This is a genomic window from Stenotrophomonas sp. 610A2, from assembly GCF_030549615.1.
GTDB classification, from domain to species: Bacteria; Pseudomonadota; Gammaproteobacteria; order Xanthomonadales; family Xanthomonadaceae; genus Stenotrophomonas; species Stenotrophomonas pigmentata.
On record NZ_CP130832.1, the window covers coordinates 2,887,754 to 2,912,568 of the forward strand.

The 24,815-nt window shown below is 64.1% G+C and carries 20 protein-coding genes and 2 tRNA genes; 8 read left to right on the top strand and 14 right to left on the bottom strand.

Annotated elements, in window-relative coordinates; genetic code table 11:
• Nucleotides 1-56 precede the first annotated feature (56 nt).
• Nucleotides 57-848, bottom strand: a complete 792-nt coding sequence (locus Q5Z11_RS12970; protein ID WP_303746800.1) for a hypothetical protein — start codon at nucleotides 846-848, stop codon at nucleotides 57-59.
• 282 nt (nucleotides 849-1,130) lie between these two features.
• Nucleotides 1,131-1,997: a protease HtpX gene (gene htpX, locus Q5Z11_RS12975; RefSeq protein WP_303746801.1), complete on the bottom strand. Its 867-nt coding sequence runs from the start codon at nucleotides 1,995-1,997 to the stop codon at nucleotides 1,131-1,133.
• Between the two features lie 92 nt (nucleotides 1,998-2,089).
• Between htpX and gluQRS the strand changes: the two genes are divergently transcribed.
• From gluQRS to phaR, 3 genes are all read left to right on the top strand, one after another.
• A complete protein-coding gene (gene gluQRS / locus Q5Z11_RS12980; protein ID WP_303746802.1) occupies nucleotides 2,090-2,977 on the top strand; it encodes a tRNA glutamyl-Q(34) synthetase GluQRS in 888 nt (295 codons plus the stop codon).
• Between the two features lie 56 nt (nucleotides 2,978-3,033).
• A complete protein-coding gene (phbB, locus tag Q5Z11_RS12985) occupies nucleotides 3,034-3,774 on the top strand; it encodes a beta-ketoacyl-ACP reductase (protein WP_303746803.1) in 741 nt (246 codons plus the stop codon).
• A 160-nt stretch (nucleotides 3,775-3,934) separates the two neighbouring features.
• Nucleotides 3,935-4,459 (top strand): polyhydroxyalkanoate synthesis repressor PhaR, encoded by a 525-nt coding sequence (gene phaR / locus Q5Z11_RS12990; protein WP_303746804.1) that lies wholly within the window; start codon nucleotides 3,935-3,937, stop codon nucleotides 4,457-4,459.
• A 156-nt stretch (nucleotides 4,460-4,615) separates the two neighbouring features.
• Here the strand turns inward: phaR and Q5Z11_RS12995 are convergent, their stop codons facing one another.
• From Q5Z11_RS12995 to Q5Z11_RS13020, 6 genes are all read right to left on the bottom strand, one after another.
• Nucleotides 4,616-5,554, bottom strand: coding sequence for a TraB/GumN family protein (locus Q5Z11_RS12995; RefSeq protein WP_303746805.1), 939 nt, complete (start codon nucleotides 5,552-5,554; stop codon nucleotides 4,616-4,618).
• Nucleotides 5,551-6,492, bottom strand: a complete 942-nt coding sequence (locus tag Q5Z11_RS13000; RefSeq protein ID WP_303746806.1) for a DUF1684 domain-containing protein — start codon at nucleotides 6,490-6,492, stop codon at nucleotides 5,551-5,553. The genes Q5Z11_RS12995 and Q5Z11_RS13000 overlap by 4 nt, the downstream gene beginning before the upstream one ends.
• A complete protein-coding gene (gene mutL / locus Q5Z11_RS13005) occupies nucleotides 6,492-8,351 on the bottom strand; it encodes a DNA mismatch repair endonuclease MutL (RefSeq protein WP_303746807.1) in 1,860 nt (619 codons plus the stop codon). Before mutL ends, Q5Z11_RS13000 begins: the two co-directional genes overlap by 1 nt.
• Before the next feature lie 306 nt (nucleotides 8,352-8,657).
• Nucleotides 8,658-10,259 carry an N-acetylmuramoyl-L-alanine amidase gene (locus tag Q5Z11_RS13010; RefSeq protein ID WP_303746808.1) on the bottom strand — a complete coding sequence of 534 codons (1,602 nt, stop codon included), beginning with the start codon at nucleotides 10,257-10,259 and terminating at the stop codon, nucleotides 8,658-8,660.
• An 80-nt stretch (nucleotides 10,260-10,339) separates the two neighbouring features.
• The gene (tsaE, locus tag Q5Z11_RS13015; RefSeq protein WP_303746809.1) at nucleotides 10,340-10,819 is read right to left on the bottom strand and encodes a tRNA (adenosine(37)-N6)-threonylcarbamoyltransferase complex ATPase subunit type 1 TsaE; all 480 of its coding nucleotides are present in this window, start codon (nucleotides 10,817-10,819) and stop codon (nucleotides 10,340-10,342) included.
• Nucleotides 10,820-10,827: 8 nt separating this feature from the next.
• Nucleotides 10,828-12,300, bottom strand: coding sequence for an NAD(P)H-hydrate dehydratase (locus Q5Z11_RS13020; RefSeq protein WP_303746810.1), 1,473 nt, complete (start codon nucleotides 12,298-12,300; stop codon nucleotides 10,828-10,830).
• A 23-nt stretch (nucleotides 12,301-12,323) separates the two neighbouring features.
• Here Q5Z11_RS13020 and queG point away from each other — a divergent pair, with 23 nt between their 5' ends.
• The 3 genes from queG to xseA all read left to right on the top strand — a co-directional run bounded on the left by queG (nucleotide 12,324) and on the right by xseA (nucleotide 15,293).
• Entirely contained in the window at nucleotides 12,324-13,406 is a 1,083-nt protein-coding gene (gene queG, locus Q5Z11_RS13025) for a tRNA epoxyqueuosine(34) reductase QueG (protein WP_303746811.1), read from the top strand.
• A 59-nt stretch (nucleotides 13,407-13,465) separates the two neighbouring features.
• Nucleotides 13,466-13,840 carry a DUF6559 family protein gene (locus tag Q5Z11_RS13030; protein WP_303746812.1) on the top strand — a complete coding sequence of 125 codons (375 nt, stop codon included), beginning with the start codon at nucleotides 13,466-13,468 and terminating at the stop codon, nucleotides 13,838-13,840.
• A gap of 85 nt (nucleotides 13,841-13,925) precedes the next feature.
• Nucleotides 13,926-15,293, top strand: coding sequence for an exodeoxyribonuclease VII large subunit (xseA, locus tag Q5Z11_RS13035; protein ID WP_405051598.1), 1,368 nt, complete (start codon nucleotides 13,926-13,928; stop codon nucleotides 15,291-15,293).
• On the opposite strand, the gene Q5Z11_RS13040 is transcribed toward xseA, so the two are convergent.
• From Q5Z11_RS13040 to Q5Z11_RS13050, 3 genes are all read right to left on the bottom strand, one after another.
• Complete coding sequence (locus Q5Z11_RS13040) at nucleotides 15,284-16,498, bottom strand: AcvB/VirJ family lysyl-phosphatidylglycerol hydrolase (RefSeq protein WP_303746813.1); 1,215 nt, start codon at nucleotides 16,496-16,498, stop codon at nucleotides 15,284-15,286. The genes xseA and Q5Z11_RS13040 overlap by 10 nt on opposite strands.
• A gap of 85 nt (nucleotides 16,499-16,583) precedes the next feature.
• Nucleotides 16,584-17,498, bottom strand: a complete 915-nt coding sequence (locus Q5Z11_RS13045) for a M48 family metallopeptidase (protein ID WP_303746814.1) — start codon at nucleotides 17,496-17,498, stop codon at nucleotides 16,584-16,586.
• Nucleotides 17,499-17,564: 66 nt separating this feature from the next.
• A complete protein-coding gene (locus tag Q5Z11_RS13050) occupies nucleotides 17,565-19,379 on the bottom strand; it encodes a formylglycine-generating enzyme family protein (protein WP_405051697.1) in 1,815 nt (604 codons plus the stop codon).
• A 219-nt stretch (nucleotides 19,380-19,598) separates the two neighbouring features.
• Here Q5Z11_RS13050 and rnd point away from each other — a divergent pair, with 219 nt between their 5' ends.
• Nucleotides 19,599-20,681 carry a ribonuclease D gene (gene rnd, locus Q5Z11_RS13055; RefSeq protein WP_303746815.1) on the top strand — a complete coding sequence of 361 codons (1,083 nt, stop codon included), beginning with the start codon at nucleotides 19,599-19,601 and terminating at the stop codon, nucleotides 20,679-20,681.
• A 290-nt stretch (nucleotides 20,682-20,971) separates the two neighbouring features.
• Here the strand turns inward: rnd and Q5Z11_RS13060 are convergent.
• A tRNA-Phe gene (locus tag Q5Z11_RS13060) sits at nucleotides 20,972-21,047 on the bottom strand.
• A 248-nt stretch (nucleotides 21,048-21,295) separates the two neighbouring features.
• A tRNA-Ala gene (locus Q5Z11_RS13065) sits at nucleotides 21,296-21,371 on the bottom strand.
• A 1,413-nt stretch (nucleotides 21,372-22,784) separates the two neighbouring features.
• Here Q5Z11_RS13065 and Q5Z11_RS13070 point away from each other — a divergent pair.
• On the top strand, nucleotides 22,785-23,093 hold the full coding sequence (locus Q5Z11_RS13070) for a hypothetical protein (protein ID WP_303746816.1): 309 nt from the start codon (nucleotides 22,785-22,787) through the stop codon (nucleotides 23,091-23,093).
• A gap of 274 nt (nucleotides 23,094-23,367) precedes the next feature.
• Here the strand turns inward: Q5Z11_RS13070 and Q5Z11_RS13075 are convergent, their stop codons facing one another.
• On the bottom strand, nucleotides 23,368-24,810 hold the full coding sequence (locus Q5Z11_RS13075) for an amidohydrolase (RefSeq protein ID WP_303746817.1): 1,443 nt from the start codon (nucleotides 24,808-24,810) through the stop codon (nucleotides 23,368-23,370).
• Nucleotides 24,811-24,815: the final 5 nt, after the last annotated feature.

The following is a 24,815-nucleotide window of genomic DNA, read 5'->3' on the forward strand; positions in this document are numbered from 1 at the left end:
CAGCGCTCCAGCAACGCCAGCTTCGCGGCTTACGCCGCTCCTACAACAGCCTGGCCTCAGCCAGCAGACACCGCAGGAACCACAGCACCGACCACCGGCTGCCGGCCCCAGCCATAACGGGCGGCCAGCCAGATCTCCAGCAGCACCAGCGCCATCACGATCAGCAACGGCAGCAGCAAGCCAAAGTAGATGCCCGGCATCATCGAGCTGATCTGCGCCTTCAATAGACGGATCACCCCCTTGGTATGCAGCAGCTCGCTCATGCGCATGCCCAGCGCCTCGCGGAACACGGTCTTATCCAGCCCGCTGCGGCCACCAACCTCCTTCACCAGGCTGTCCTCCACCCACTGCAGCATCACTTCGCTGCGCAGGTGTTCGATGCCCCTGCGCGCCAAGCGCTGCGGCAAGCTTTCGCCGCTGAGCATGCTGATGTCGGCCAACCGATGCTCGCCGAGGTAGGACTCCACCGCCATGCGCGCAGCATCGTGCGCGGAAACATCATCGCGCAGCATCGCCTCCAATTCCGGCGTATCCAGCGAGCGTTCGAACTCGAGCCGCCAGACCTCGGTCGCGGCCTGCAGATGCGGCTGGAAATGATCGATCTGCTTGTACAGCGCACGCTGCCCACCAGCAACCAGCCCAACCTGCAATCCAATGAAGGCAAACAGCAACGGCAGTACCACCACATAGCTGGCGATCAACCAGTGATGCCAACGCCGTCGCCGGGCAAGACCACCGCGGCGCGCCAGCACGATCCACACTGCCACACCCAAGGCCAGCCCCAACACCGTACCGATCAGCGCGCCGCCGATCAGATCCAGCACGCTCAGCCCGTTCCAGAATTCCATTGCCCAATATTGCGCGTCCTGCACCACATGCTCCCCATTCGTCTGCAGTGTCTAGAGGGTAGACACAAACCCGTGGACCGAGAATACAAGTGTCTGGTTTCTACAGACGGCAAAACGCAAAACTGTTAGCTGCGTGCACAGTCAGCAACAAAGGCACAGTTGCATGCATGACAGCAAAAAAGGCAACGCCCCTTGCGGGGCGTTGTATTCAATCAATTGCGTGCCTTGCTGGAACCCTGACAGTTACTGCACGCAATGCGTGCAGCAAATCAACCGTTTGGATCAGGCTACCGTCGAGGAACGCAGAGCAGCGATGCGCTCTTCCAGCGGCGGATGGCTGAGGAACAGCTTCTTGGCGGTGGAACCGGCAATGCCAAACGCGGCAATCTGGGTCGGCAAGGTGCTCTGGCCGTGGTTGAGCTTCAAGCGCTCCAGTGCCGCGATCATCTTCTGGCGACCGGCCAGCGACGCGCCACCATGATCGGCACGGAACTCACGACGGCGCGAGAACCACATCGCGATCATCGTCGCGAACAGGCCAAACACCATCTCCAGCACGAACACGATGATGTAGTACGCAAAGCCACGGCCGCCGCCTTCGCGGTTGCCCGACAGCGCACTGTCGATCACGCCGCCGACAACGCGCGCCAACACGATCACAAACGTGTTCAACACGCCCTGCAGCAGCGCCATGGTGATCATGTCGCCATTGGCAACGTGGGCGATTTCATGGCCCAGCACCGCTTCGGCTTCGTCCTCGCTCATGTTGTGCAGCAGACCGGTGGATACCGCCACCAGCGCATTGTTGCGATTGGCGCCGGTAGCAAAGGCGTTGATTTCAGGTGCGTCGTACACCGCCACTTCCGGCATGCCGATGCCGGCTGCCTTGGCCTGGCGGGCCACGGTGTCCAGCAGCCAGCGCTCGGTCTGGTTACGCGGTTCGGTGATGACGACGGCGCCAGTGCCGCGCTTGGCCATGAACTTGGACAGCAGCAGCGAGATGATCGAGCCACCGAAGCCAAAGATGGCCGCCATGACCAGCAAGCCGCTCATCTTCGAAGGGTCTGTCCCCAAGAGAGACATGACGACACTTGCCAATGCGAGCACAGCCAAGTTGGTCAGAAGAAACAGCCCGATACGGGTAAACATGGGAAACATATCCGTGAGGATGGGAGATACAGGCAATTTGCGGCGCAAACAGCTTGAATTCAAGCATTAATCTGACCGACGATTCAGTTTCGATGCCAGCTATTCCTTACCGCGGCCGCTTTGCGCCCTCCCCGACCGGCCCCTTGCACCTGGGCTCCATGCTGGCCGCCTTCGGCAGCTGGCTGTTGGCCCGCCATGCCGGCGGCCAATGGCTGGTGCGCATTGAAGATATCGACCCGCCACGGGAGGTCGCTGGTGCGATCGAATCGCAGCTGGCGACGTTGGCTGCGTTTGGATTGATCTCTGATGCACCAGTGCAATACCAGAGCCAGCGCAATGCCCTCTACCAGGCCGCCATCGACCAACTGCTGGACCAGGGCAAGGCCTTTCCCTGCCACTGCAGCCGCGCCGACCTGGCCAGCCAAGGCGGCATCCACCGCCGCTGTGTCGCCAGCCAGCAGCGCCCGCAACCGGCCGTCCGCCTGCGCGTGGCCGACGGCAGCCATGTCAGCTTCGACGACGCCCTGCAAGGCCGGCAGGAACAGGACGTGGACCGGGACGTCGGCGACGTGGTGCTGCTGCGGGCCGACGGTTACTGGGCCTACCAACTGGCCGTGGTAGTGGACGATGCCGAACAAGGCATCACCCATGTGGTCCGCGGTGCCGACCTGATTGACTCGACCGCCCGGCAGATCCTGCTGCAGCTGGCGCTGAAGCTGCCCACCCCGAACTACCTGCACCTGCCGCTGCTGCTGGACGGCGCCGGGCAGAAGCTTTCGAAGTCGCAGGCAGCCATCCCGGTGGACAACGCCCAGCCGGTGCCCGTGTTGCGCTGGCTGTGGGCGGCGCTGGGCCAGCAACCAACGGCATTGGATGCTGCAGTCGGGGTTGCCGAGACGCTGCAGCATGCCGCAACCGCCTTCGAGCCGGCGCGGCTGCAAAAAACCTCGCTGCGGGCGCCTCTGCAGCCCCCGGGCTGAGCACAGTTTCATTAGAATCATGGGCTCCCCTGCACATCTGCCCTGGAGTTGAGCCCATGACATCGCGCGTCGCACTGGTCACCGGTGGTACCGGCGGCATTGGTACCGCCATCTGCCAACGCCTCGCCGATCAAGGGCACCGGGTCGCCACCAACTTCCGCAATGCCGAAAAAGCCCAGCAATGGCAGCAGCGCATGCGCGAAAAAGGCTATGACATTGCCCTGTTCGAAGGCGACGTCGCCGACCCGGACAGCGGCCGCGGCCTGATCCAGGCAGCGGAGGCCGCGTTGGGGCCGGTGGAGATCCTGGTCAACAATGCCGGCATCACCCGCGACACCACCTTCCACCGGATGAGCCCGGAGCAATGGCATGAGGTGATCAACACCAACCTCAACTCGGTGTTCAATGTGACCCGCCCGGTGATCGAGGGCATGCGCAAGCGCGGCTGGGGCCGGGTGATCCAGATCAGCTCGATCAATGGTCTCAAGGGCCAGTACGGCCAGGCCAACTACGCCGCGGCCAAGGCCGGCATGCACGGCTTCACCATCTCCCTGGCACGCGAAAACGCAGGCTTCGGCATTACCGTCAACACCATCTCACCGGGCTACGTGGCCACCGACATGGTCATGGCCGTGCCCGAGGAAGTGCGGGCCAAGATCATCGCCGACATCCCCACCGGGCGCCTGGGTAAGCCGGAGGAAATCGCCTATGCGGTCGCCTTCCTGGTCGCCGAGGAAGCCAGCTGGATAACCGGCTCCAATCTGGACATCAACGGCGGCCACCACATGGGCTGGTAATAGGGGCCTTGTGAGGGCCTGCGCCATGTTGCACGACATGGCGGTTCATGCTGCGCAACAAACCTAGTGTTCTCCAATACTTGCAACCTGTACTAATGGCGGTTGCAAGCCCTGCTGCACTGCGCCATGCTGCGCACCTACCGTGACGAGTGACTGCTTAATGGCTGCGACCCGCATCATCAAGAAGTATCCGAATCGCCGGCTCTACGACACCGAGATTTCCAGCTACATCACCATCGAAGACGTGCGCCAGTTGATCCTGGACGGCGAGGACTTCGAGGTCCGCGACGCCAAGAGCGGCGACGACCTGACCCGTTCGGTGCTGCTGCAGATCATCGCGGACAAGGAGCAGGATGGCGAACCGATGCTGTCCACCCAGCTGTTGAGCCAGTTGATCCGGTTCTACGGTGACTCGTTGCAGGGCTTCATGGGCAATTACCTGGAGCGCAGCATGCAGGTGTTCCTGGACCAGCAGCAGCAGTTCCGCCAGCAGATGGGCAACCTGCTCGGGCAGACCCCGTGGGCGATGATGAACCAGCTCACCGAGCGCAACCTGGAGCTGTGGCAGGAGTTCCAGCGCAACATGGGCGGCGGTTTTGGCGGCCCACGTCCGCCGGCAGGCGGCAGCAAGCCGACCGAGCCACCGCCGACCAGCACCGGCAGCAAGACCCGCAGCGGTCGCTGAGGGCAACGAAAAGGCCGACGCAAGCGTCGGCCTTTTGCTTTGTAGAGCTTTGTTTTTTTGTGGGAGCGGCGTAAGCCGCGAAGCTATCGCAGCATCAGACCTCAGCGGCTTCGCGGCTTACGCCGCTCCTACAAGAAGCTACAACAGCCTAGGCACTCAACGCTTGCAGGCGCTGCAGATCCGCTCGACCTTGTAGCCCTGCGCGCGCAGCTTCTCGACCACGCCATCGTTGCCCAGGAGATGCAGCGCGCCAACCACCACCAAGGTGTTGCCACGGCCCGGCTGCAGCCACTGCTGCAACTTCGGCACCCAGGCGTCGTTACGCTCCACGTTGATCCGCTGGTAAAGCCCCGGATACTCCCGCTTCATCTGCGCAGCCATGTCCCGCCACAGCATCACGTTATCGCCGCGACGCCATGCATCGTGCAGCTGGCGGCTCTGCTCGTCACCTTTCTCCACCTGCTCCAAGGCCTCGCGTAGCAGCTGGCGCTGCTCGTCGTTGCTCATGCCGTCGAGCATGCTGATCTGCGAGGCCGCACTTTCAAGGCCCGATGCCGGCTTGTTGGCCTGCGCGGCACGGTTCATCAGATACCGATCCAGCCCTGAATTTGGATCCAGGCCTTGCCGGGTCATCTGCGCGACGCTGATGGTCAGGCCTACAAACCAGGGCTTGAGCCCGCCCAGTCGCTCCACCGGCATGTTGTTGGCTGCACCCCAGGTTTCAAGCCGCTGCCAGGTAAGCGGATCAAGGTCATCCTTGAGCTGGCGTCCATCACGGCGCAGCGCCGCCTGCATCATCTGCGCGCCAAGCTCCGGCGAATTCATCTCCTCCGGTGACAGCTCGAACAACAACCGCTGCGCGCCTGCGAATGCACGGTCCACATCACTGGAGAGCGGATAGTCGTCCGGCTTGAGCAGGTGGAACGAGCCCAGCAGATACAACTCACTGCCCTGGGCACCACTCACCTTCCACAACAGTGGCACCGGCGGCTGCTTGGCCGCCGCCGGTTTGGGCGCAGCGGCGGCAGCGAAAAGCGGCGCGGACAATAGCAGCGCGGTCGCCAACAACATGCCTAAGCGCTTGCTCCAGCTCATGCGACAGGCTCCTGCTTGGGCTTGGCATAGGCCTTTTCGCCAGCCTCGATTTCCATGTCCAGACGATTCTCCGGTGGCGGCAAGGGACAGGTCGCAAATGGCGTAAACGCACACGGCGGGTTGTAGGCGCGATTGAAATCAATCACCACCTGGCTCTTCGCATCTGGCACATCCACATCGATGTAACGCCCAGCCGCGTAACTGCCACGGCCACTGGTGCGATCGGCAAAGATCACCTGCAGCGGACGACCAACATCGCCCAGCGCCTCCAGCCGCCAGGTACGTCCATCACGCTCGAACTCAATCGCACCGGCATTGGCCAGTTCGGTGGTCAGCCCAGTGATATCGACAATCGGGATTGTCTTGTTGACGTCATGCGGCACGAAGCGCGCGGTGATGCGCCAGCTCGGATCCGCCGGCCAGTAATCCAGATGGCTGAAGTTGACCCGCGCCGGCGCTTCGGCGTGTTTGACCCGCAAGCCGAAGCGCGGCCCGCGCTCGATCAGGCTCATGGTGCCCTTGTCATCGTCGAAATGGATCAGGGTCGGTGTCTCCGCATGATCGCTGTGCAGTGGAATCCGTCCCTTCACCACCTGCCCATCAACCTTGACCGAGACACCCGGCTCGGGCGCGAAGAACCAGGCATCACCCACACGCGTGACCAGGCCCATGCGCGGCGGCCCGGCTGCCAGGCGGATGCCGCTGGTGCTGCCGCTGCCGATGTAATGCGCTTTAAGATCCAGCCAATGCAGACCAACCAGGCTGGTCCAGCCGTCGGGGGCCAGCAATTCGGTCAACCGCTGCTCGCGCCACAACTCGTTGTCGTGGGCGAAGGCCGGATCGACCTGCACCTTCGGCGCAGCGTTCTTTGCGTCATCGCCGCAACCACCGAGCAGCATCGCGGCAATCAATGCCGCGCTCCCCAATACGTATTTCATCAACGCCCCCGCAGGAACCAGCGATCAATTTCAGCCAAGGAAAAGCGCGCCCAGGTTGGACGGCCATGGTTGCATTGCCCGGAGCGCTCGGTGATTTCCATGTCGCGCAGCAAAGCATTCATTTCAGGAATGGTCAGGCGCCGATTGGCACGCACTGCGCCGTGACAGGCCATGGTCGACAGCAGCTCGTCGCGCGCCGTGGCGATGCGTCGGCTTTGCCCGTGCTCGCGCAGATCGCCGAGCACATCGCGCAGCAGGCCTTCGGGCTCGGCGTTGGCCAGCAGCGCAGGAATGCTGCGCACATGCAGCGAGCCTGGGCCGGAACGGGTGACCTCGAAACCCAGCGCCGCCAGCGTTGCAGCCTCGCGCTCGGCGGTATCGGCGTCGCGCTCGCCCACTGCCAGGGTCATCGGCACCAGCAACGGCTGCGCATGCAGGCCGATGCCGTCGTGTGCGTTTTTCAGGCGTTCGTAACCGATGCGCTCATGCGCGGCATGCATGTCGACGATGATCAGGCCTTCAGCGTTCTCGGCCAGGATGTAGATGCCGTGCAACTGGGCAACGGCGTAGCCCAGCGGCGGCACCCCAGCCTCGTTCGAGGTCGGCGGCAACGATGGACCTGCGTCCGACTGCGGCGATCCGCCAGCATCATCGCCCACCGGCGAGTACAGCGCCGCGTAGGCCGAGGGCGCATCGGCTACCTGCAGGCCCAACGGCGATTGCCGTGCCTGCCAGTTTCCACTACCGCCGCCACCTGCGCTGCCGCCCGGGCGCGACAGCATGTAACCGCCTGCGCTGTAGCTGGGCGCTGGCTGTGCCTGTGGGTCGGCAGGATGCGCCTGCCCTGCGGCGGGCTCCATGCCGGCGCGGGTTTCGGCCAGCGCATCCTTCAAGGTGCGGTAGACGAAATCATGGATCAACCGCGAATCGCGGAACCGGACTTCGTGCTTGGCCGGATGCACGTTGACATCGACACGGGTCGGGTCGAGCTCCAGGAACAACACGTAGGCCGGCTGACGGCCGTGGTACAGCACATCGCCGTAGGCCATCTTCACCGCATGGCTGACGCTGCGATCACGCACCGAGCGACCGTTGACGTAGAGGTACTGCTGGTCCGCGCTGGCGCGCGAATACTGTGGCTGGGCAATCCAGCCATGCAGGCGCAGACCGGCCGCACTGTGATCCACGCGCAGCGCCTGGCGTGCGAAGTCCTCGCCCAGGGTTTCACCCAGACGCGCATCCGAATACAGGTCACCGGGCTTGTAGCGACGCGAAGGCTTGCCGTTGTGCGAGACACGCAACTCCACGTCCGGGCGCGCCAGTGCCAGCGAACGCAGCCATTCTTCGATATGACCGAGCTCGGTACGCTCGGCGCGCAGGAACTTGCGCCGCGCAGGCACGTTGTAGAACAGCTCACGCACTTCAACGGTGGTGCCTGGTGCATGCGCACGCGGTGCCACTTCACCGAGCTTGCCGCCTTCGATCTGCAGTGCCGAGCCGTGCTCGTCATCGGCACGGCGCGAGGCCAGGGTGAAGCGGCTGACCGAGGCAATCGACGGCAAGGCTTCACCACGGAAGCCCAATGTAGCCACCGACTCCAGATCATCCAGGCTGGCGATCTTGCTGGTGGCGTGGCGCGACACCGCCAGCGGCAACTGCTCGGCCGCGATACCGCCGCCGTTGTCACGGATTCGGATCAGGCGTACACCGCCCTCTTCCAGGTCGATGTCCACGCGCGTGGCGCCGGCATCGAGCGCGTTCTCGACCAGTTCCTTGACCACCGAGGCGGGGCGTTCAACCACTTCGCCGGCGGCGATCTGGTTGATCAGGATTTCCGGCAGCGGACGGATCGCATTCATGCGACACCGCCGGAGGATTTCGGGGCCGTGGCAGGGCGCAGGAGCGAGGATTGGCGGGGGATCAGACTGACTTCATGCATGCCGACGATGATAGCCGAGCATGGGCCGAACACCGCGACCAAGACGCTAATCCCTTCTCCCTCCGGGAGAAGGTGCCCCGCAGGGGCGGATGAGGGTAAGCCTGCTGCCGATGGGAGATTTGAGCAGAAAAGCCGGACAAGGACTGGTAGCTCACCGATCCTACTTCGCCCTGCCCTCACCCCAATCCCTCTCCCGCAGGGAGAGGGACTTCAAGCCTGTGCTGCCTTACTTGCTACCACCAGCAACGGTGCCAGCTGCAGCATCCATCTCGGCCTGGGCGCGGGCGGCAAACAAGGTGCCCGGCGGCGGCTGGCGGCTGAAGAACGTATGCACGCCATCCAACACGGCGCCGGCAATACGACGCTGATAGGCCGGATCGATCAGGCGGCGCTCTTCATCCGGATTGGAGATGAACGCGGTTTCGACCAGCATCGCCGGCATGTCGGAGGTGCGCAGTACCGCGAAGTTGGCCCGCTCAAGGTTCGGCTTGTGGTTGTTGCCGATACGCTTGAGGCCACCAAGCACATGCCCGGCCGCATCTTCGGATGCCTTCATATTGCCGCTCTGGGCCAGATCCAACAGCACGTTAGCCAAGGTGCCCTCGGTGCGGTTGAGACTGACACCGCCGATCAGATCGGCCGAGTTTTCCTTGTCCGCCAGCCAACGCGCACGCTGCGAGGACGCGCCCTTGGTTGACAACACATACACCGAAGAACCCGTCGCTGAGCGGTTCTCGGCCGCATCGGCGTGGATCGAGATGAAGATGTCGGCCTTGGCTGCACGCGCACGCTGGGCACGCATCGGCAGCGGAATGAACACGTCGGTGTCGCGGGTCAGGAAGGCGCGCAGGCCCGGGGTTGCATTGACCTGACGGGCCAACTCGCGTGCAACTGCAAGCGTTACGTCTTTCTCGCGCTTGCCGGTAGGCCCGACGGCACCCGGATCCTGGCCGCCATGGCCCGGATCGATCGCCACAACCAGATTGCGCATGCCCGGCGCCATGCGAATTCGTGACGCGTCACTTGGCATGACCGGACGCGGCGAAGGCGCTTGCGCTGCAGCAACCGGCGCAGCGGCAGCAGGTGCTGCAGTCGCTGGATTTGCCACGATCGGAGTCGGTACGCCGGTAGCAATGGTGGTGCGCACCGGCGTGCCCTGCCCATTGAGGATGGCTGCCGGTGAAGACGTCGATGCAACTATCGGCGGATTGGCGGTGTTGGCAGCGACAGTCGTTGTGGCGACCGGGGCCGCTTGGACCGGCGCCGGCGGCGTGGTCGCCTGCTGGCGCACGGCTGCGGTCAATGCAGCCGTTGCACGGGCAGCCTCGGCGCGTGCCTGCTCGGGATTCACCACAGCTGCGGCAACCGGCGGCACGCTTGCAGCTGGAGCAGTCGCGACGGGCGCGGCAGCAGCAGTTGCACGCGGCGGGGTTTCACCCGGCCACTCGATCAGCAGTTTGGATTCGGCACCCTGCCCCTGCATCTGCGGCTTGAACGCAGCCACGGATTCGGCCAGGTCGAACACGATGCGGAAGGTGCCGGGGACCGGATTACCGGTGCGTACGGCAGTGACCACACCAACAGCCGCAGGCAACTTGAGGCCGCGCACGCCGGTGGAGTCGGGGAAATCGATGACCAAGCGGTTCGGGCCAGCGAGACTGATGGTCTTGTAGCTGCCACCACCGGCCAACTGGATCTCGGCGCGGGTACCGGTAGCGCCTGCGCTCAAACCGAGGCCACGGATCTCACCGGCCCACGCGGAAGCGCTGGCCAGGCAGAGGCCGGCGACGGCGACAGACAATGCAAACAGGCGGTTTCCCGTAGTCATGGGCGGATTCAATCACCGGATTTCGGTAATTGCAACATTTTTTCCCTTAATAATCCGCAACCTGCCGTAACTTCCTGTTGTTACAGGGCAGGAAGCCCCTGCAAGTGACCCGTTTTGCGCAGCCGCTGCAACCAGTCCTCACCCGTCGGGCTATGTGCCTGCAGGCTTGCCCGGCGGCCGTGGCCGTCGATTTCCAGCGCCACCACCAGGTCCAACGGCGGCAGGCCGCCAGCCCCGCGCTCGGGCCATTCGATCAGCCAGAGGTCGGCACTGGCGTCATCCAGGCCGAGGAAGTCCAGCTCGCCGGCATTGCCGATCCGGTACAGATCCAGATGCCAGGCTTCGCCGGTATCCAGCGGGTAGCGCTCGATCAAGGTGTAGGTGGGGCTGCGGATGGGCCCCTGCACGCCCAGCGCGCGCAACAGGGCGCGGGCCAGGGTGGACTTCCCGGCGCCCAGGTCACCTTGCAGATGAACCACCGCCTGCGCGGGCCGGGTCTGTGCCAAGGCCTGACCCAGCAGGTCGGTGCTCTCGGCTTGGGGCAATGACAATTCGATCATGGGACACATTATGGATTGGCAAGGGTACGCAGGTGCGGCAATAGATCGCGCGGCAACAGCCCGCGCTCACCTTCGGCGGCCGCCGCATCGCCGGCCAGGCTGTGCAGCAAGGCACCGGTACTGGCGGCATCAAACAGCGACAGCCCCTGTGCCAGCAACGCGGCAATAGCGCCGGTCAGCAGGTCGCCCATGCCGCCAACCGCCATGCCCGGATTGCCGGCGGCAATGACCCGCGGCAGCTGTCCGGGGGCGGCAATCACGCTACCGGCGCCTTTCAGCACCACCACGGCTGCATAACGCGCCGCCAAGGCATGCGCGGCGCCGAAACGGTCACGCTGGATGCTGGCGGTATCGGTGCCGAGCAGGCGCGCAGCCTCGCCCGGATGCGGCGTAAGGATCGCCTGCGGGACAGGCCGGGGATCAACGGACAGCAGGTTCAAGCCGTCGGCATCGAGCACCAGTGGCTTGCCGCTGGCCAGCACTGCCGACCACAGCGCATGTGCCCAATCGTCCTGGCCCAGGCCCGGCCCCAATGCAATGACGCTGGCGCGCGCAAGCAGTGGCGCGAAGTCTTCCGAACTGTCTACGGCATGCGCCATCGCTTCTGGGCAGCGCGCGAGCAATGGCGCTACGTGCAAGGCGCGAGTTGCCACGCTGCACAGCCCGGCACCGCTGCGCAGCGCCGCTTCGGCACTCAGCATCACCGCACCGCCACTGCCATGGTTACCGCCCACGCATAGCACGTGGCCGGATTCACCTTTATGGGTATTGAGCCGGCGCGGCGGCAGAAACTGCAACAACTGCGGCCGGGCCCAACGCAGCGCGCTTGCACTGACGCCCTCAAACGCTGCGGCAGGCACCTCCAGATCGGCAAGCAGGCGCTGTCCCGCATGTTCCAGCGCTGCACCAGTGTGCAAGCCTTGATGCGGCACGATGAACTGCAGCACGCGTGCCGCACGCACCGCCGCGCCCGCCACGTTACCGCTGAGCGCATCGACGCCGCTGGGCACATCCAGTGCAAATACCGGCGCCGGCGCAGCATTGATCGCGCCGATCAGGGCCGCGTCATCGGCATCTGGCGCGCGGTTGAAGCCAATGCCGTACAGCGCATCGACGATCAGGTCGGCCTGCTGCAGGCATTCCATGGCGATCTCGACGTGGCCACCCACGGCCAGGTAATCGGTGCAGGCGCGTTGCGCCAGGGCCGTGCGCGGAGACGCAGCCGGCAGATGCAGCACGCTGACGTTGCGTCCGGACTGGCGGGCGTGACGGGCCAACACATAGCCATCGCCGCCGTTGTTGCCCGGCCCGCAGACCACCACGATGCGCCGCGCCTGCGGCCAATATTGCAGCGCAGTCTGCCAGGCGGCCTGGCCGGCACGCTGCATCAGGACATACGCGTCGCCACCCACGGCAGCGCTTGCTTGCCCATCAATCTGGCGGGCAGCGGCGATATCGAAAAGTTCGACGGGCTCTGACATGCAGGCAATTCTATACTTGCACCATGTCTGAAGCCGTTACCGCCGCAAATCCGGCGCAGTTGTCGCTGCGCATCCGCCAGCTTGCCCGTGAGGCAGGCTTCCAGCGCTGTGGGGTCAGCGGCATCGAGCTGGGCGAGGATGAGGCACACCTTGCCGATTGGCTGGGCAAGGGTCTGTACGGAACGATGGACTGGATGGCCCGCCACGGCACCCTCCGCGCGCGCCCGAATGAACTGCTGCCAGGCACGCTGCGGGTGATTTCGGTCGGCATGGATTACGGCCCCAAGGAGGATGCCGAGGCCTGGGCAACCTTGAATGACAGCGAACGTGCCTATGTGGCGCGCTATGCGCTTGGCCGCGATTACCACAAGCTTATGCGCAATCGTCTGCAGAAACTTGCCGAGCGCATCGCCAGCGAAGTCGGTCAGTTCGGCTACCGGGTCTTCGTCGACTCGGCGCCGGTGCTGGAGCGCGCCCTGGCACGCAACGCCGGACTGGGCTGGATCGGCAAGCACACCTGCCTTATCGACCGGAATGGTGGCTCATGGTTCTTCATCGGTGAAATCTACGTCGACCTGCCATTGCCGGTGGATGTGCCGGCCACCGCGCACTGCGGCAGCTGCACGCGCTGCATCGATGTCTGCCCCACCGCCGCCATCATTGCCCCGCATCGGTTGGACGCACGCCGCTGCATCTCCTATTTGACCATCGAGCACGAAGGCGCGATTCCGCTGGACATGCGTCCGCTGATGGGCAACCGCATCTATGGCTGTGATGACTGCCAGCTCGTATGCCCGTGGAACAAATTCGCCCAGCGCACCGACGAGCCGGACTTTCGCGCCCGCAACAATCTGGACACCGCCACCCTTCCCGAGCTGTTCGCCTGGGAAGAAGACGAATTCCTGCGCCGTACCGAAGGCAGCCCGATCCGCCGCAGCGGCCATGAGCGCTGGCTGCGCAATATCGCCGTGGCGCTGGGCAACGCAGCGCCCTCGGCTGCCGCACAGAACGCATTGCAAAGTCGCCAGACGCACGCTTCCGAAGTGGTTCGTGAGCATGTGCAGTGGGCCCTGCAGCGGCACACTGACGCGGCGCAGAAGCCTTAGCACCACTGCCCTTGCGATTCCAACACCATCACTCCCCGTAGTCGCCACAAGGAATGTGAATGAGCAACGAACTGTTAGCCGCCCCCTGCGCCATCGCGCCTGAGGACAAGCGCCGCCAAGCCCAGCTGGTCGGAGACGACCTGCTTCGCCACTACGGCAAGCGCAACTTCTACTCGGTGCAACAGGTGCGCGACGCCAACCGGCGCAACAAGATCGACCTCGATCTCGCATGCTGGTCACATGCCCTGTTCAACACCCATTCCGACTTTGACCAGTTGCATGCAGCCAGTGGTGAAGCCTGCGACTACGCCGCAATGAAGGCAGAGATGCTGCGCTCGATGGCCACCGACAGTAGCGCGAGCTGGTTTGATTTCGACCTGTCCTGGCTGGAATTCCCAGACCTGGACATCTCCCTCTTCGATTTCTTCGACTAAACCGGGCGCTCCCGTAAGATAGCGGCCGACAGCCCGTCCATGCCCTTGGCGCAGACGGGCGCCCTACCGGCACTGCAGTTCAATCATGACTTCCAACAACGACATCCTCACTCCCAACCAGCTCAACACCTTGGCGCGCGATCTCCTTGAGAGCACGTTCCCGATGGTGTGGGTGGAAGGTGAGCTGGGCAGTGTCAGCCGGCCCGCCTCGGGGCACCTGTACTTCACCTTGAAGGACGCGCGCGCGCAGGTGCGGGCGGCGATGTTCAAGCCCAAGAGCCAGTGGTTGAAGTTCCTCCCGCGCGAAGGCATGCGCGTACTGGTACGCGGCCGCCTCACCCTGTACGAAGCACGCGGCGACTACCAGCTGATCCTCGATCACATGGAAGAAGCCGGCGAAGGCGCATTGCGCCGCGCCTACGACGAACTCAAGGCCAGGCTCGAGGCCGAAGGGCTGTTTGACCCAGCACGCAAGCGACCGATGCCGGCGCATGTGCGGCGTCTGGCAGTGATCACCTCGCCCAGCGGCGCAGCGGTACGCGACGTACTGAGCGTGCTGGAGCGCCGCTTCCCGATGCTGGAAGTCGAGCTGCTGCCGTCGCTGGTACAAGGTGCCACCGCTGCCCCGCAGATCACCTCGCTGCTGCGCCAGGCTGACGCCAGCGGCCGTTACGACGTGATCCTGCTGACCCGTGGCGGCGGCTCACTGGAAGACCTGTGGGCCTTCAACGACGAACAGCTGACGCGCGCGGTTGCTGCCAGCAACACACCGGTAGTCTCCGCGGTAGGCCACGAAACCGACTTCAGCCTGACCGACTTTGCCGCCGACCTGCGCGCGCCGACGCCTTCGGTCGCGGCAGAACTGCTGGTGCCGGACCAGCGCGACCTGGCCCTGCGTGTGCGGCGCCTCGCGCAACGACTCAATCAGCTGCAGGTACACGCGATGAGCCAGGCCATGCAGCGCGCGGATCGCGCCGCACTGCGACTACAGGCACATAGCCCGCAGGCACGCCTGACCCTGCTGGAACACCGCCAGCAAACTGCCTTCACGCGACTGCAGTCGCAATGGCGGCAGCAGCTGGAACGCCGCAGCGCGCGCCTGGCACATGCGGCAGCGGTGCTGCGCAGCACCCAACCGCAACGCCGCCTGGATGCCTTGGCGGCGAAGCTGGCAGCGCTGGCCCCGCGTGCAAACGTGGCGATGGGACGGCAACTGCAGCGCGACACCCTGCGCCTGCAAGGCCTGGCCCGCTCACTGGAAGCGGTCAGCCCACTGGCGACGGTGGCACGCGGCTATTCGATCCTTACCCGCGCGGAGGATGGCGCGCTGGTGCGATCAGCCGATCAGGTCCAGCCCGGCGAACCGCTGCGCGCACGTTTGGCCGAAGGCGAACTGGAAGTGCGGGTCGAACGGATCAACCGCGCCACGACAGGCGACGCCACTCAGGGCTGAGCCTGCGCCGCATCCCAGCGTTCCACGATGATCTGCGCCAACATGGCCGGATCACGATCGAAGTGATGCCCACCGGGACGCGCAACCACCTGCATGTGTGCATCGCCCTGCAGGTCACGGCACAGGCTGTCTTTCTCGTCGACGCCGTAGATGCATTGATGCGCGACTGTCTGCAGCCCTGCCAACGCAGGTTGCACCGGGACTTCCTGCGCCCGGAACCAACCCAGCCAACCGCCCACCCGCACTTCGAAGTCCGCACCATGTGCCAGCCCCAACAGCGACACCAGTCGCACCGGGCGGCGCTGCTCTTCGCTGAGCAGTGGATAGGCGAATGGCAGCACGTCCGCACCAAACGAGTAACCGACCAAGGCCACGTCATCTGCCTGCCATCGCTGCCGATAGCTGTGCAATACGCCATCCAGGTCGCCCGCCACCTGCGCCGCGGTCCGCTGCTTCCAGAAGTAACGCAGGCTGTTCCAGCCAACGACTGAAATACCCCGCTGGTTGAGCGCATGCGCCATGCCCTTGTCCAGATCGCGCCAGCCGCCATCACCCGACATCAGCACCACCAGCCGCTTGCTGCCCGCAACCGGCATCTCGACCAACGGCAGCGTGGCCACGCCTTGCACAGGCGTCGCACTCAAGGCCGCCTGCACGGTAGCGGGCAATGCCGAATCCGCGACATCCACGACCTGCACGGCCGTCGAGCCTCCACTGCAGAGGCTGGCAGCAGCGGGCACATCAATACCCGTTACCAGCGCTGCAGCAAACTCGCCCGGCGCAGCGCCTGCAGCACTGTCGCGAACCAGACCCGCGCTACTCCCCTGCCCGAGCAATACCGGCAGGAAGAACTGCTCGGCGTGTGCACGTTTGAGCAGTTTCTGCGCAAGCAAGGCAGCGTCATCGGCCATCGCCCGGCAGCTGCCATTGCCGTTCTGCAGTTGCTGCCGGTAGCGCGCAGCGTCCACCACCGCCACCCAAGCACCGGCCTGCGCCAACTGCGCGGCCAGCTGCTTACGCTCTGCCTGCGGTACCGCTGGGTCCGCAAAATAGATCACCAGCCCGCGCGCCTCGGCAGGCGGCTGAACCACCTGCACGCGGCCATAGCGGCCAGCAGACAGGTGCTTGGCTTGTGCCGTCCAGGCACAAGCGGCCAGCACCACGATCAGCAGCGCGCCTAATCCAAATCCTGTACCACGTCGCATCAGTTACCTCTGAACCACCACGGAAAACGCCGGCGAGCATCCGCCGGCGTTGGTTATGTCCATGTGCATGCCGTTGCCGCGCAGGTCAGCGCGCTGCCGCGCCCGCCGTGCAATAGCGCTGCCGGTACTCCATCGCCTTCGGCATCAGCGCCTGCAGGTTCTGGATGCGGGTACCTGGATTGGGGTGGGTGGAGGAGAACTCCGGCGGCGCTTGCCCACCGCTGGCCTCGCTCATGCGCTGCCACAGCGGCACTGCCTCTTCCGGGTTGAAACAGGCTGCGGCAGCCAGCATCAGCCCGACTTCGTCCGCCTGGGTTTCGTGCGAGCGCGCGTAGGGCAGCAGATAGCCGTAGCCCATCGCCGACATCATCATCTGTTGCTGCTGCACATCCATGCCACTGGCGGCGCCGGCCATCTGCCCGATCTGGGTCAGCTTCTGCTGGGCCATGCGCTGGGCACCGTGGCGAAGCAAAGCGTGGGCGATTTCGTGCCCCATCACCACTGCCAGCGCATCGGCGTTCTGTGCGACCGGAATCAAACCGGTATACACCGCCATCTTGCCGCCGGGCAGGCAGAACGCATTGGCCTCATCGGACTGCAGCACGTTCACGTCCCACTCGAAATCCTTGGCGAAGTGCTGTGGCTGCAGACCATGTTCCTGCGCCAAGGAGGTCTCCACCACGTCGACCTTGGCGATCAGGCGGCTGGCGATCTCGCGCACCTGGCGGGCAATCTGCGAATTGGGGTCGACCGGCCGCTCCTGCGCCAGGATCTCCTGGTAAGCCTGCAGGCCCATCGCCTTCTCTTCACTGGCATTGAGCGAGCTGTCGATCAGCACCTTCTCGCCGGTATACGGGTCCACCGAGCGGTTGCCGAAGTAATAGCAGCCGCCATAGACCGCAAAGCCCAGCAGGATCACCCAGCGGATATTGCCAAACAGGCCACCACCACGCCGACGTTGACCGCCATTGCCCTGGTTACCGAAAGGATCTTGTCGCATGGTTGGATTCCGTCTGGGCCGGGCTGGCCCTCGCCGATGGTACCGCCAGCGCACGCCGCTGCAACGTCAAATTCCGCGCACCAGGCGGAAGCCGATGCGTGCCGAGGTCACGTCCGAGTCCTGTGACTGCCGCCAGGCCGCGCGGGTCTGCTCCGGCGCGTTGGCCCAGTTGCCGCCACGGATCACCCGCTGCCGGCAACCCGGGTTGTACCAGGCTGCGCCATCGCCCGGCGCACGCCGGTAACTTGCATGCCAGCAATCGGCCACCCACTCGCTGACGTTGCCGCTGATGTCGTGCAGGCCCCAGGCATTGGCGCGGAACATGGCCACCGGCGCCGTGCCCCAGAAGCCATCGCCATAGCCGATGAAGGCGTTGTTCCAATGCCGGCCGCTGGGCGACACATCCAGGCTGCCGGTGAAGTTGCCGGCGTTTTCCGGCGGCGTCATCGAGCGCCCCCACGGATAGCGCCCCTCGCTGCCAGCACGTAGCGCATATTCGAACTCGGACTCACTGGGCAGCCGGTAATAGCGCCCGGTCTGCTCGGACAGCCAGGCCGCATAGGCTTCGGCATCACGCACGCTGACATGCATCACCGGGCTGTTGGGCGCGGCCTTCACCCCGTTGTAATCGGACTGCCAGTCCACGCCGCTGCGGCGGATGAAGTTGCCGCTGCGCTCGTCGTAGACGATGGAATGGCCACGACGAGTGGCGCGCGGCCGCGCCTTGGCCGCTTCCACGAAGCGACGGAACTCGGCCACGGTGACCTCGGTGATCGACATCGCAAAGCCGCGCTCGAACCGCACCAGATGCTGCGGACGTTCGGCATCGCTGCTGCCGATCTCGCCTTCAGCGGCCCCCATCTGGAAGCTGCCATACGGCACCACCACCATCTGCGGCCCGCGGCTGCCATCGGCCAGCGCATCACTGAACACCTGGCCCGGGCGGAAGCTGCCGTAGTGGGTAACCAGTTCGATGCGCTCGCGCAGCAACGCCACGGTGCGGTCATCGGGCAAGGCAATCCGCTCTGCCTGTGCCAGTTTCAGGCGCGCATCCTTCAAACCCTTGGAGGACACCAGGTCACGCAGACCGCCTTCACGCAAGGCATCGAGCTGGGCGGTGCGAATGCCTTCGATGCGCGCGCGGGCATCCTTCAAGGTCACCGCCTCGCCACGGATGGTGGTGGCCTTGTCCAGCCAGCGCGCCGCCGCCTCGAAGTCCGAATCCATTGCCGCGGCATGCTCGGCGCGGCGGATCAGGCCACTCTCAACCGCAGCCAGGCCCTGCCGTGCACGGCCGTTGAGCGGATCGGTGGCCAGCACTTCGCGGAACGCCGCCTGCGCGCCACCGCCATCCTCGCCGAACTGGTGCTGGCGCAGCGCCTGCTCACCGGCACGGTTCAGCGCCAACAAGCGCCGGGCGACCGCAATGCGTTGTTGCAGCTCCTGCTCGGCCTTGCCTTCCGGTGCCAGCGCCACCGCCACGCCGGCGATCTCGGCAGCCTGCGCCAGCGCCAGCCGCTGGTTCTCAGGTTGCGCCATCAGGGCCGTGGCCTGCGCACGCAGGCGTTGCCGGGCCTTGTCCAGGCCGCGCTGCGCGGCGCGGTCCCCGGGCTGCCGGGCCAGGATTGCCAGATACAGCGGAATGGCGTCCTCGGCGTCGCGGTACAGCCGGTCTTCGGCCAGCGCCTTGTCGGCCGCCTTGCGCGCATCGGCCAGCTGCTCGGGCTGCAGGCTGACTTCCGGCGCATTCCAGACCGGCAGAGCGGTGCTCTCGACCTCCACCGCAGGATCCGGCGTTGCCGCCTCGGCCTTGGCAGCCGCTGCCGCTTCGGCCTTGGCTTCGGCGCGCGCCTCGGCCCGCGCTTCCAGCCGCTCGACCAGGCTTGGATTCTTCGAAGGCTCGGCGTTTGGCGCAGCCGAAGGCGGCTGCGGCGCACTGCCGCTACACCCCGACAGCGCCAGCAACAGCGCCGTCAAACCCAACAATTGGCCGGTTTTACCCAAAAACACCTCCATTACCTTGCACACTTTCCCGGGAGCGGCCCGACGTTAGGCTATTCTCGCCTGCCTGAGCAAACCCTGCAGTTGACGGAACCCCACGTGGCTTACTGGATCAAACACCCGGCGGAGTTGGAAGAACGCTACCGCCAGCGCCCGAGCCGGATCGGGCTGGACACCGAATTCATCCGTGAACGCACCTATTGGCCGCAGCTGGCCCTGGTGCAGATGGCCGTTGGCGATGAAATCCTGCTGATCGACCCGCTGATACCGGGCATGTGCGAAGCCTTGAAGCCCTGGTTGACCGACACTTCGATCACCAAGGTCATGCACAGCGCCAGCGAAGACCTGGTCGCCTTCAAGTGCGCCTGCGACGCGTTGCCACGCCCACTGTTCGATACCCAGATCGGTGCCGCACTGGCCGGCATTGGCGGCGGCATGGGCTACCAGAAGCTGGTGGCCGAAATTACCGGCGTCACCCTGCCCAAGGGCGAGACCCGCTCGGACTGGCTCAAGCGCCCGCTCAGCGATGCGCAGCTGGAATACGCCGCCGACGATGTCGAATACCTGTTTGCCATGCACGACACCATCAGCGCCAAGCTGCAGGCCGCTGATCGCATGCAATGGCTGCAGGACGATGGCGAGCGCCTGCTGGCCAGCGTCGAGGGTGACCAAGGCGAGCACTGGCCGCACCTGTCCATGCGCTCCTCACAGGTGCTGGAGCGCGACGCCCAGCTGCGCCTGTTGCGCCTGTTGCGCTGGCGCGACCAGCAGGCCCGCAGCAGCGACAAGCCGCGCAGCTGGATCCTGGACAATGAACTTGCCAACGTGCTGGCGCGCACCCCGCCAGCCGACTACGACGCCATGCTGAAGGTATTCGGCCGCTTCCCCAAGGCCCCGCGCAAGTTGGCCCAGCAGGTATGGGAAGCACTTAACACCCCGCTTGCCGACGAAGCCGACGCACCGATGGCTCTGCCGGCCACCGACAGCAACAAGAGCGCACTCAAGCGCCTGCAGGACGCCGTCAGCAAGCGCACCGCCGAGCTGGGACTGCCGGACGGCCTGCTCGCCTCGCGCAAGCATCTGGAGGCCCTGCTGGAAAGCGGCAACTGGCCAACCGCCCTTGCCGGCTGGCGCCGCGAACAGCTGGAACCCGTACTGCGCCCATTGCTCCCAAGCAACTGAGCATCACAGCCTCGACCAAATCGGGGCCGCATCAGCTGTAGTGCCGAGCCATGCTCGGCAGAACCACCAAAGAACCCGCATATCCGCTCTTGTAGGAGCGGCGTAAGCCGCGAAGCAAACGATCCATCAGATCGCAAGCTCGCACTGCAAACTCGGCAACCCCAGCTTCGCGGCTCAAGCCGCTCCCACAAACCGCAAACCCAAAGCACCAACACAACCGCAATCGGTGCAAATCCGGTGCAAAACAAACAACAAAAAAGGGCTCGCATTTCTGCGAACCCTTGAAATTTTGGTGGCCGAGGACGGAATCGAACCGCCGACACGGGGATTTTCAATCCCCTGCTCTACCAACTGAGCTACTCGGCCACTTTGTTTTGTTTTCGTCGGCGTTGCTGCCGTCGAGGAGGCGTATATTACGGAGCTATTTCGGTTTCGGCAAGCCAATTTCACAAAAATTTTCACATCCGCCGAAAATTCCTCGAAATGCCTTGTGCAGCGAGACTTCCGCCGCTGCAGCCATCTCGCCACATGGCGAAAATTTCACCAGAACGCCCACTTCCAGCGCAAAAACGCAAAGAAGCCGCATCATCCGATGCGGCTTCTTTGCTAAGACTTGGTGGAGCGGAGGAGGATCGAACTCCCGACCTTCGCATTGCGAACGCGACGCTCTCCCAGCTGAGCTACCGCCCCACACGGTGAACCGAGCATAGCGCTGTTGCCCGCGTCACGCAAAACGCCCAGCCCGGCCCGAACACGAGGGGCGATAGACCCGCCGCTGCACAGAAGAAGGACCCTGGCCCCAGTGCTTTTGTAGGCTACAAAAATGGACAACACTGAGGAAGTGCTCGATTACACCGGACAACCGCTGAAAGGCTTCCAATGATTCTTGTCCACCACCCCGCGGTAAGAACCAGCCTGGTTCTCCTACTGCTTGCAGGCTGCGGCGATGTAGACCGCAAGTATCAAGTGGGTCAACCTGCCCACGTGTATTGCCCTCCATCCGCTTCCGACATCACTCCAACGCGGCTGGCAGGTGGTGAACTGGAGAATGGCAGCTTCGCCTTCAGGGGCTGCTCGCGTGCAACGTCGGCCTGTGAGAAGCGACTGAAGGATGTGCTGGCCGCCTGGGTCGACACGGCTGATGGTCCAGAGGGCACCCCTCTAGGCGGACATATCCAGGCCTTGGCGAGTTCCGGCCGACGAGAGCCATCGTCGGACCCAGCTCTAAACCGCTTTCTGGTTCGCGACGGGACCAAACAACGCTACATTTTCAACGCTGATGACAACACCTTGATCGCAATTTGCGATGGTCAAGTGTGCACCCGAGATTTTCGCCACGCTGGAATACAGTACGGGTACACATTCCAGACCCCAGAGAAATTTGCTGGAGAGGTAACCCCCTTGGATCACTTGCTCGTGGAGGTTGTTCGTAGCTGGCAGTGCGATGAATCACGCAAAGCTCCCTAGCCAGTTCTGGTCATGCCCGCGTTCAACGAACAACGAACACGAGCGGCGAGCCGATGGAGGAGATCGGATCGCCGCCCGAGGGCGCGTTGGGCTATCCGACAACTTCGCCACGGGCGTAGCACGCCGGTGGGTACATAGATCAGGAACAAGTGCGAGAGGGACCACCGCAGGTCCGTCACCGCTTTACCCTGTGCCAGTGTTCGCAACTGATCCATATCCACTCGCCGCCCACACCAGCAACCTATCGTGTCGGCAAGTCAACTCACGGAAGTCGGTTCTATACATGCCCAACTGACCAAACACTGCAGAACTTGACCGAATCGGATCGACGCAATTCAATAAGAACCTAATTGAGCCAAAGAACCCAGATGGCTCACGCGGAATTCCCTGGAGGAAACTAGAGCCATATCCGTAGGGCGAAAGACCGGGAAAGAGTTCAGCGCGCCAACGCACCAAGGCTGCACAGACACAGAACGAGGAAGAGTGAAATGCGACGGCACTATCTACTGGCTTTATTGGTTGCATTTTCCTGCACAGTGCTTGGCTGCGACGGCGCCGCCCCCCCGCCTTGATCTGAGCTCAGCTTCTACGGCGCCAAAACAGCTCCCAAAAACTGAGCTGGAAGGGAGCGAGAGCGTGGATTTCTATACATTGACCCGCACTGAAGATTACGACTTCGGACCCGCAGAGTTCCGCAAAGAAGCCACCTTCCACATATACGCTTATTGCGGCAAAGGGTGTGCAGAATATTTAAATAGCTTTACTGACCACCTCAACGCAGCGCACCTTAGTAATTGCATGAAGGGGCAGCAGAACCTACTTGTCGAATTCGGCGACAGTGAGATTTTTTACAGTTACTCAGGAAGGCAAGCTCTGTACAAGGGCAATTGCTACTGGAATGACGCAGGCATCCCAAGCCCTCGAGTTGTTCTGGATGAAGAATAGAGTAGATGCCAGAACCAGAACGTTGATGCACATCGTCCAAGGCTGTGCTGGCTCTCAAGTACATATGCAGCCCCACCTGAAAGCTCAAAAGATGATTTCAGAAGGAAAGTCGAGATCCTACTGACTCAAACACGAGCGACGACCCGATGGAGGGGATCGGGCCGCCGCCCGAGGGCGCGATGGGCTACCCAGCAACATCACTCCGGACGCAACAGTGCCCACGCCGCGGTGAAGCCCGCGTAGAACCAAGATTGCAATCGCGCGACAGCGTGCTTCAGTCCTTGGTCTTGCGCCGATAGTCCAGCGGCGGTGCTTCCCGCTGCAGAAGCGGCACGTAGCGGAACCCTGCGCCGCGGCGTTCATCGAACTCCTGCTTGGCCTTGGCCACCAGCTCCGGCGACTGCAGCAGCTGCACGCCGGCCAGGGCCATTACCTTGGCTGCGTTCAACGCACCTTTGTTACCGATCGACATGCCCGATGCGGCAACTGCCTGCCAGCTGTGCGCCGGGGTTCCGGGCACCCAGGTTGCGGTGCTGACGCCAACCGTGGGGACGTTCCAGCTGACGTCGCCAACGTCGGTGGATGCGCTGCCTGCTTGGTCTGCCCGGTAGGGCTGCACCTGTGTTGCCACCTGCAGGTCCGGGCGCTTTTCCAGGCTCTCCTGCAGCTTCTTCGCGAATGCCTGCTCGGCCGGGTCGTATTGCACGCCGCCAACCTGCTGCAGCGCTTTCTGCATCACCTGCCCAAGCGTGTCATTGGGCAACAGCGAGTACACACCACCGGTCGGCTCGAATTCGACCGTGGTACCCGTGCCCATTGCTGCGCCTTCGGCTGCCTTCTGCAGGCGCTCGATTACATCGCGCACCACCGCGGGGTCGGTATGGCGCACGTAGTAGTAGGCCTCAGCGGCATCCGGGACCACGTTGGGAGCGGCGCCGCCGTTGCTGATCACGTAATGGATGCGAGTGCCATCGGGCACGTGCTCGCGCATCAGGTTGGCCATGTAATTGAAGGCTTCCACGCCGTCCAGCGCGGAGCGGCCGCGCTCTGGGGCGATGGCGGCATGGGCGGCGCGCCCGTGGAAACGGAACTTGCCGCTGATGTTGGCCAGTGTCGTGCCTTGTGCAGCGGAATTCTCGGCGGACGGATGCCAATGCAGCACCACATCCACATCATCGAACAGCCCCGCCTTGGCCATGTACACCTTGCCGGAGCCACCCTCCTCCGCCGGCGTTCCGTACAGCCGCACTTCGCCGGGTGTGCCAGTCCGCTGCATCCACTGCGCCAAGGCGCGGGCTGCGCCCACCGATGCCGCACCAAACAGATTGTGGCCGCAGGCCTGGCCGGCATCCTGGCCGGCGATGACGCTGCGCACCGGCTCCGCCGCCTGGGCCATGCCGGGCAGCGCATCCATTTCTGCCAGCAGCCCGATCACCGGCCCCTTGCTGCCATTGCGGAAGCTTGCGACGAAGGCCGTCGGCATGCCGGCAACATTGGCCTGGATATGGAAGCCCGCCTGCTGTAGTTCCTTCTGCAGCAAGGCCGAGGATGCATGTTCCAGATAGCCGAGCTCAGGCTGCTGCCACAACTGCTGCCCAAGCTCAGCCTGCCGCTGCGCATAGCTGTCCAACGTACTGATCACGTCCGCGGCAAGTGTGGTTCCTGCAAGTGGAAGCAACGCTGCCAGCAGAGCGGCACGCAGATAACGGGTCTTCATCCAGC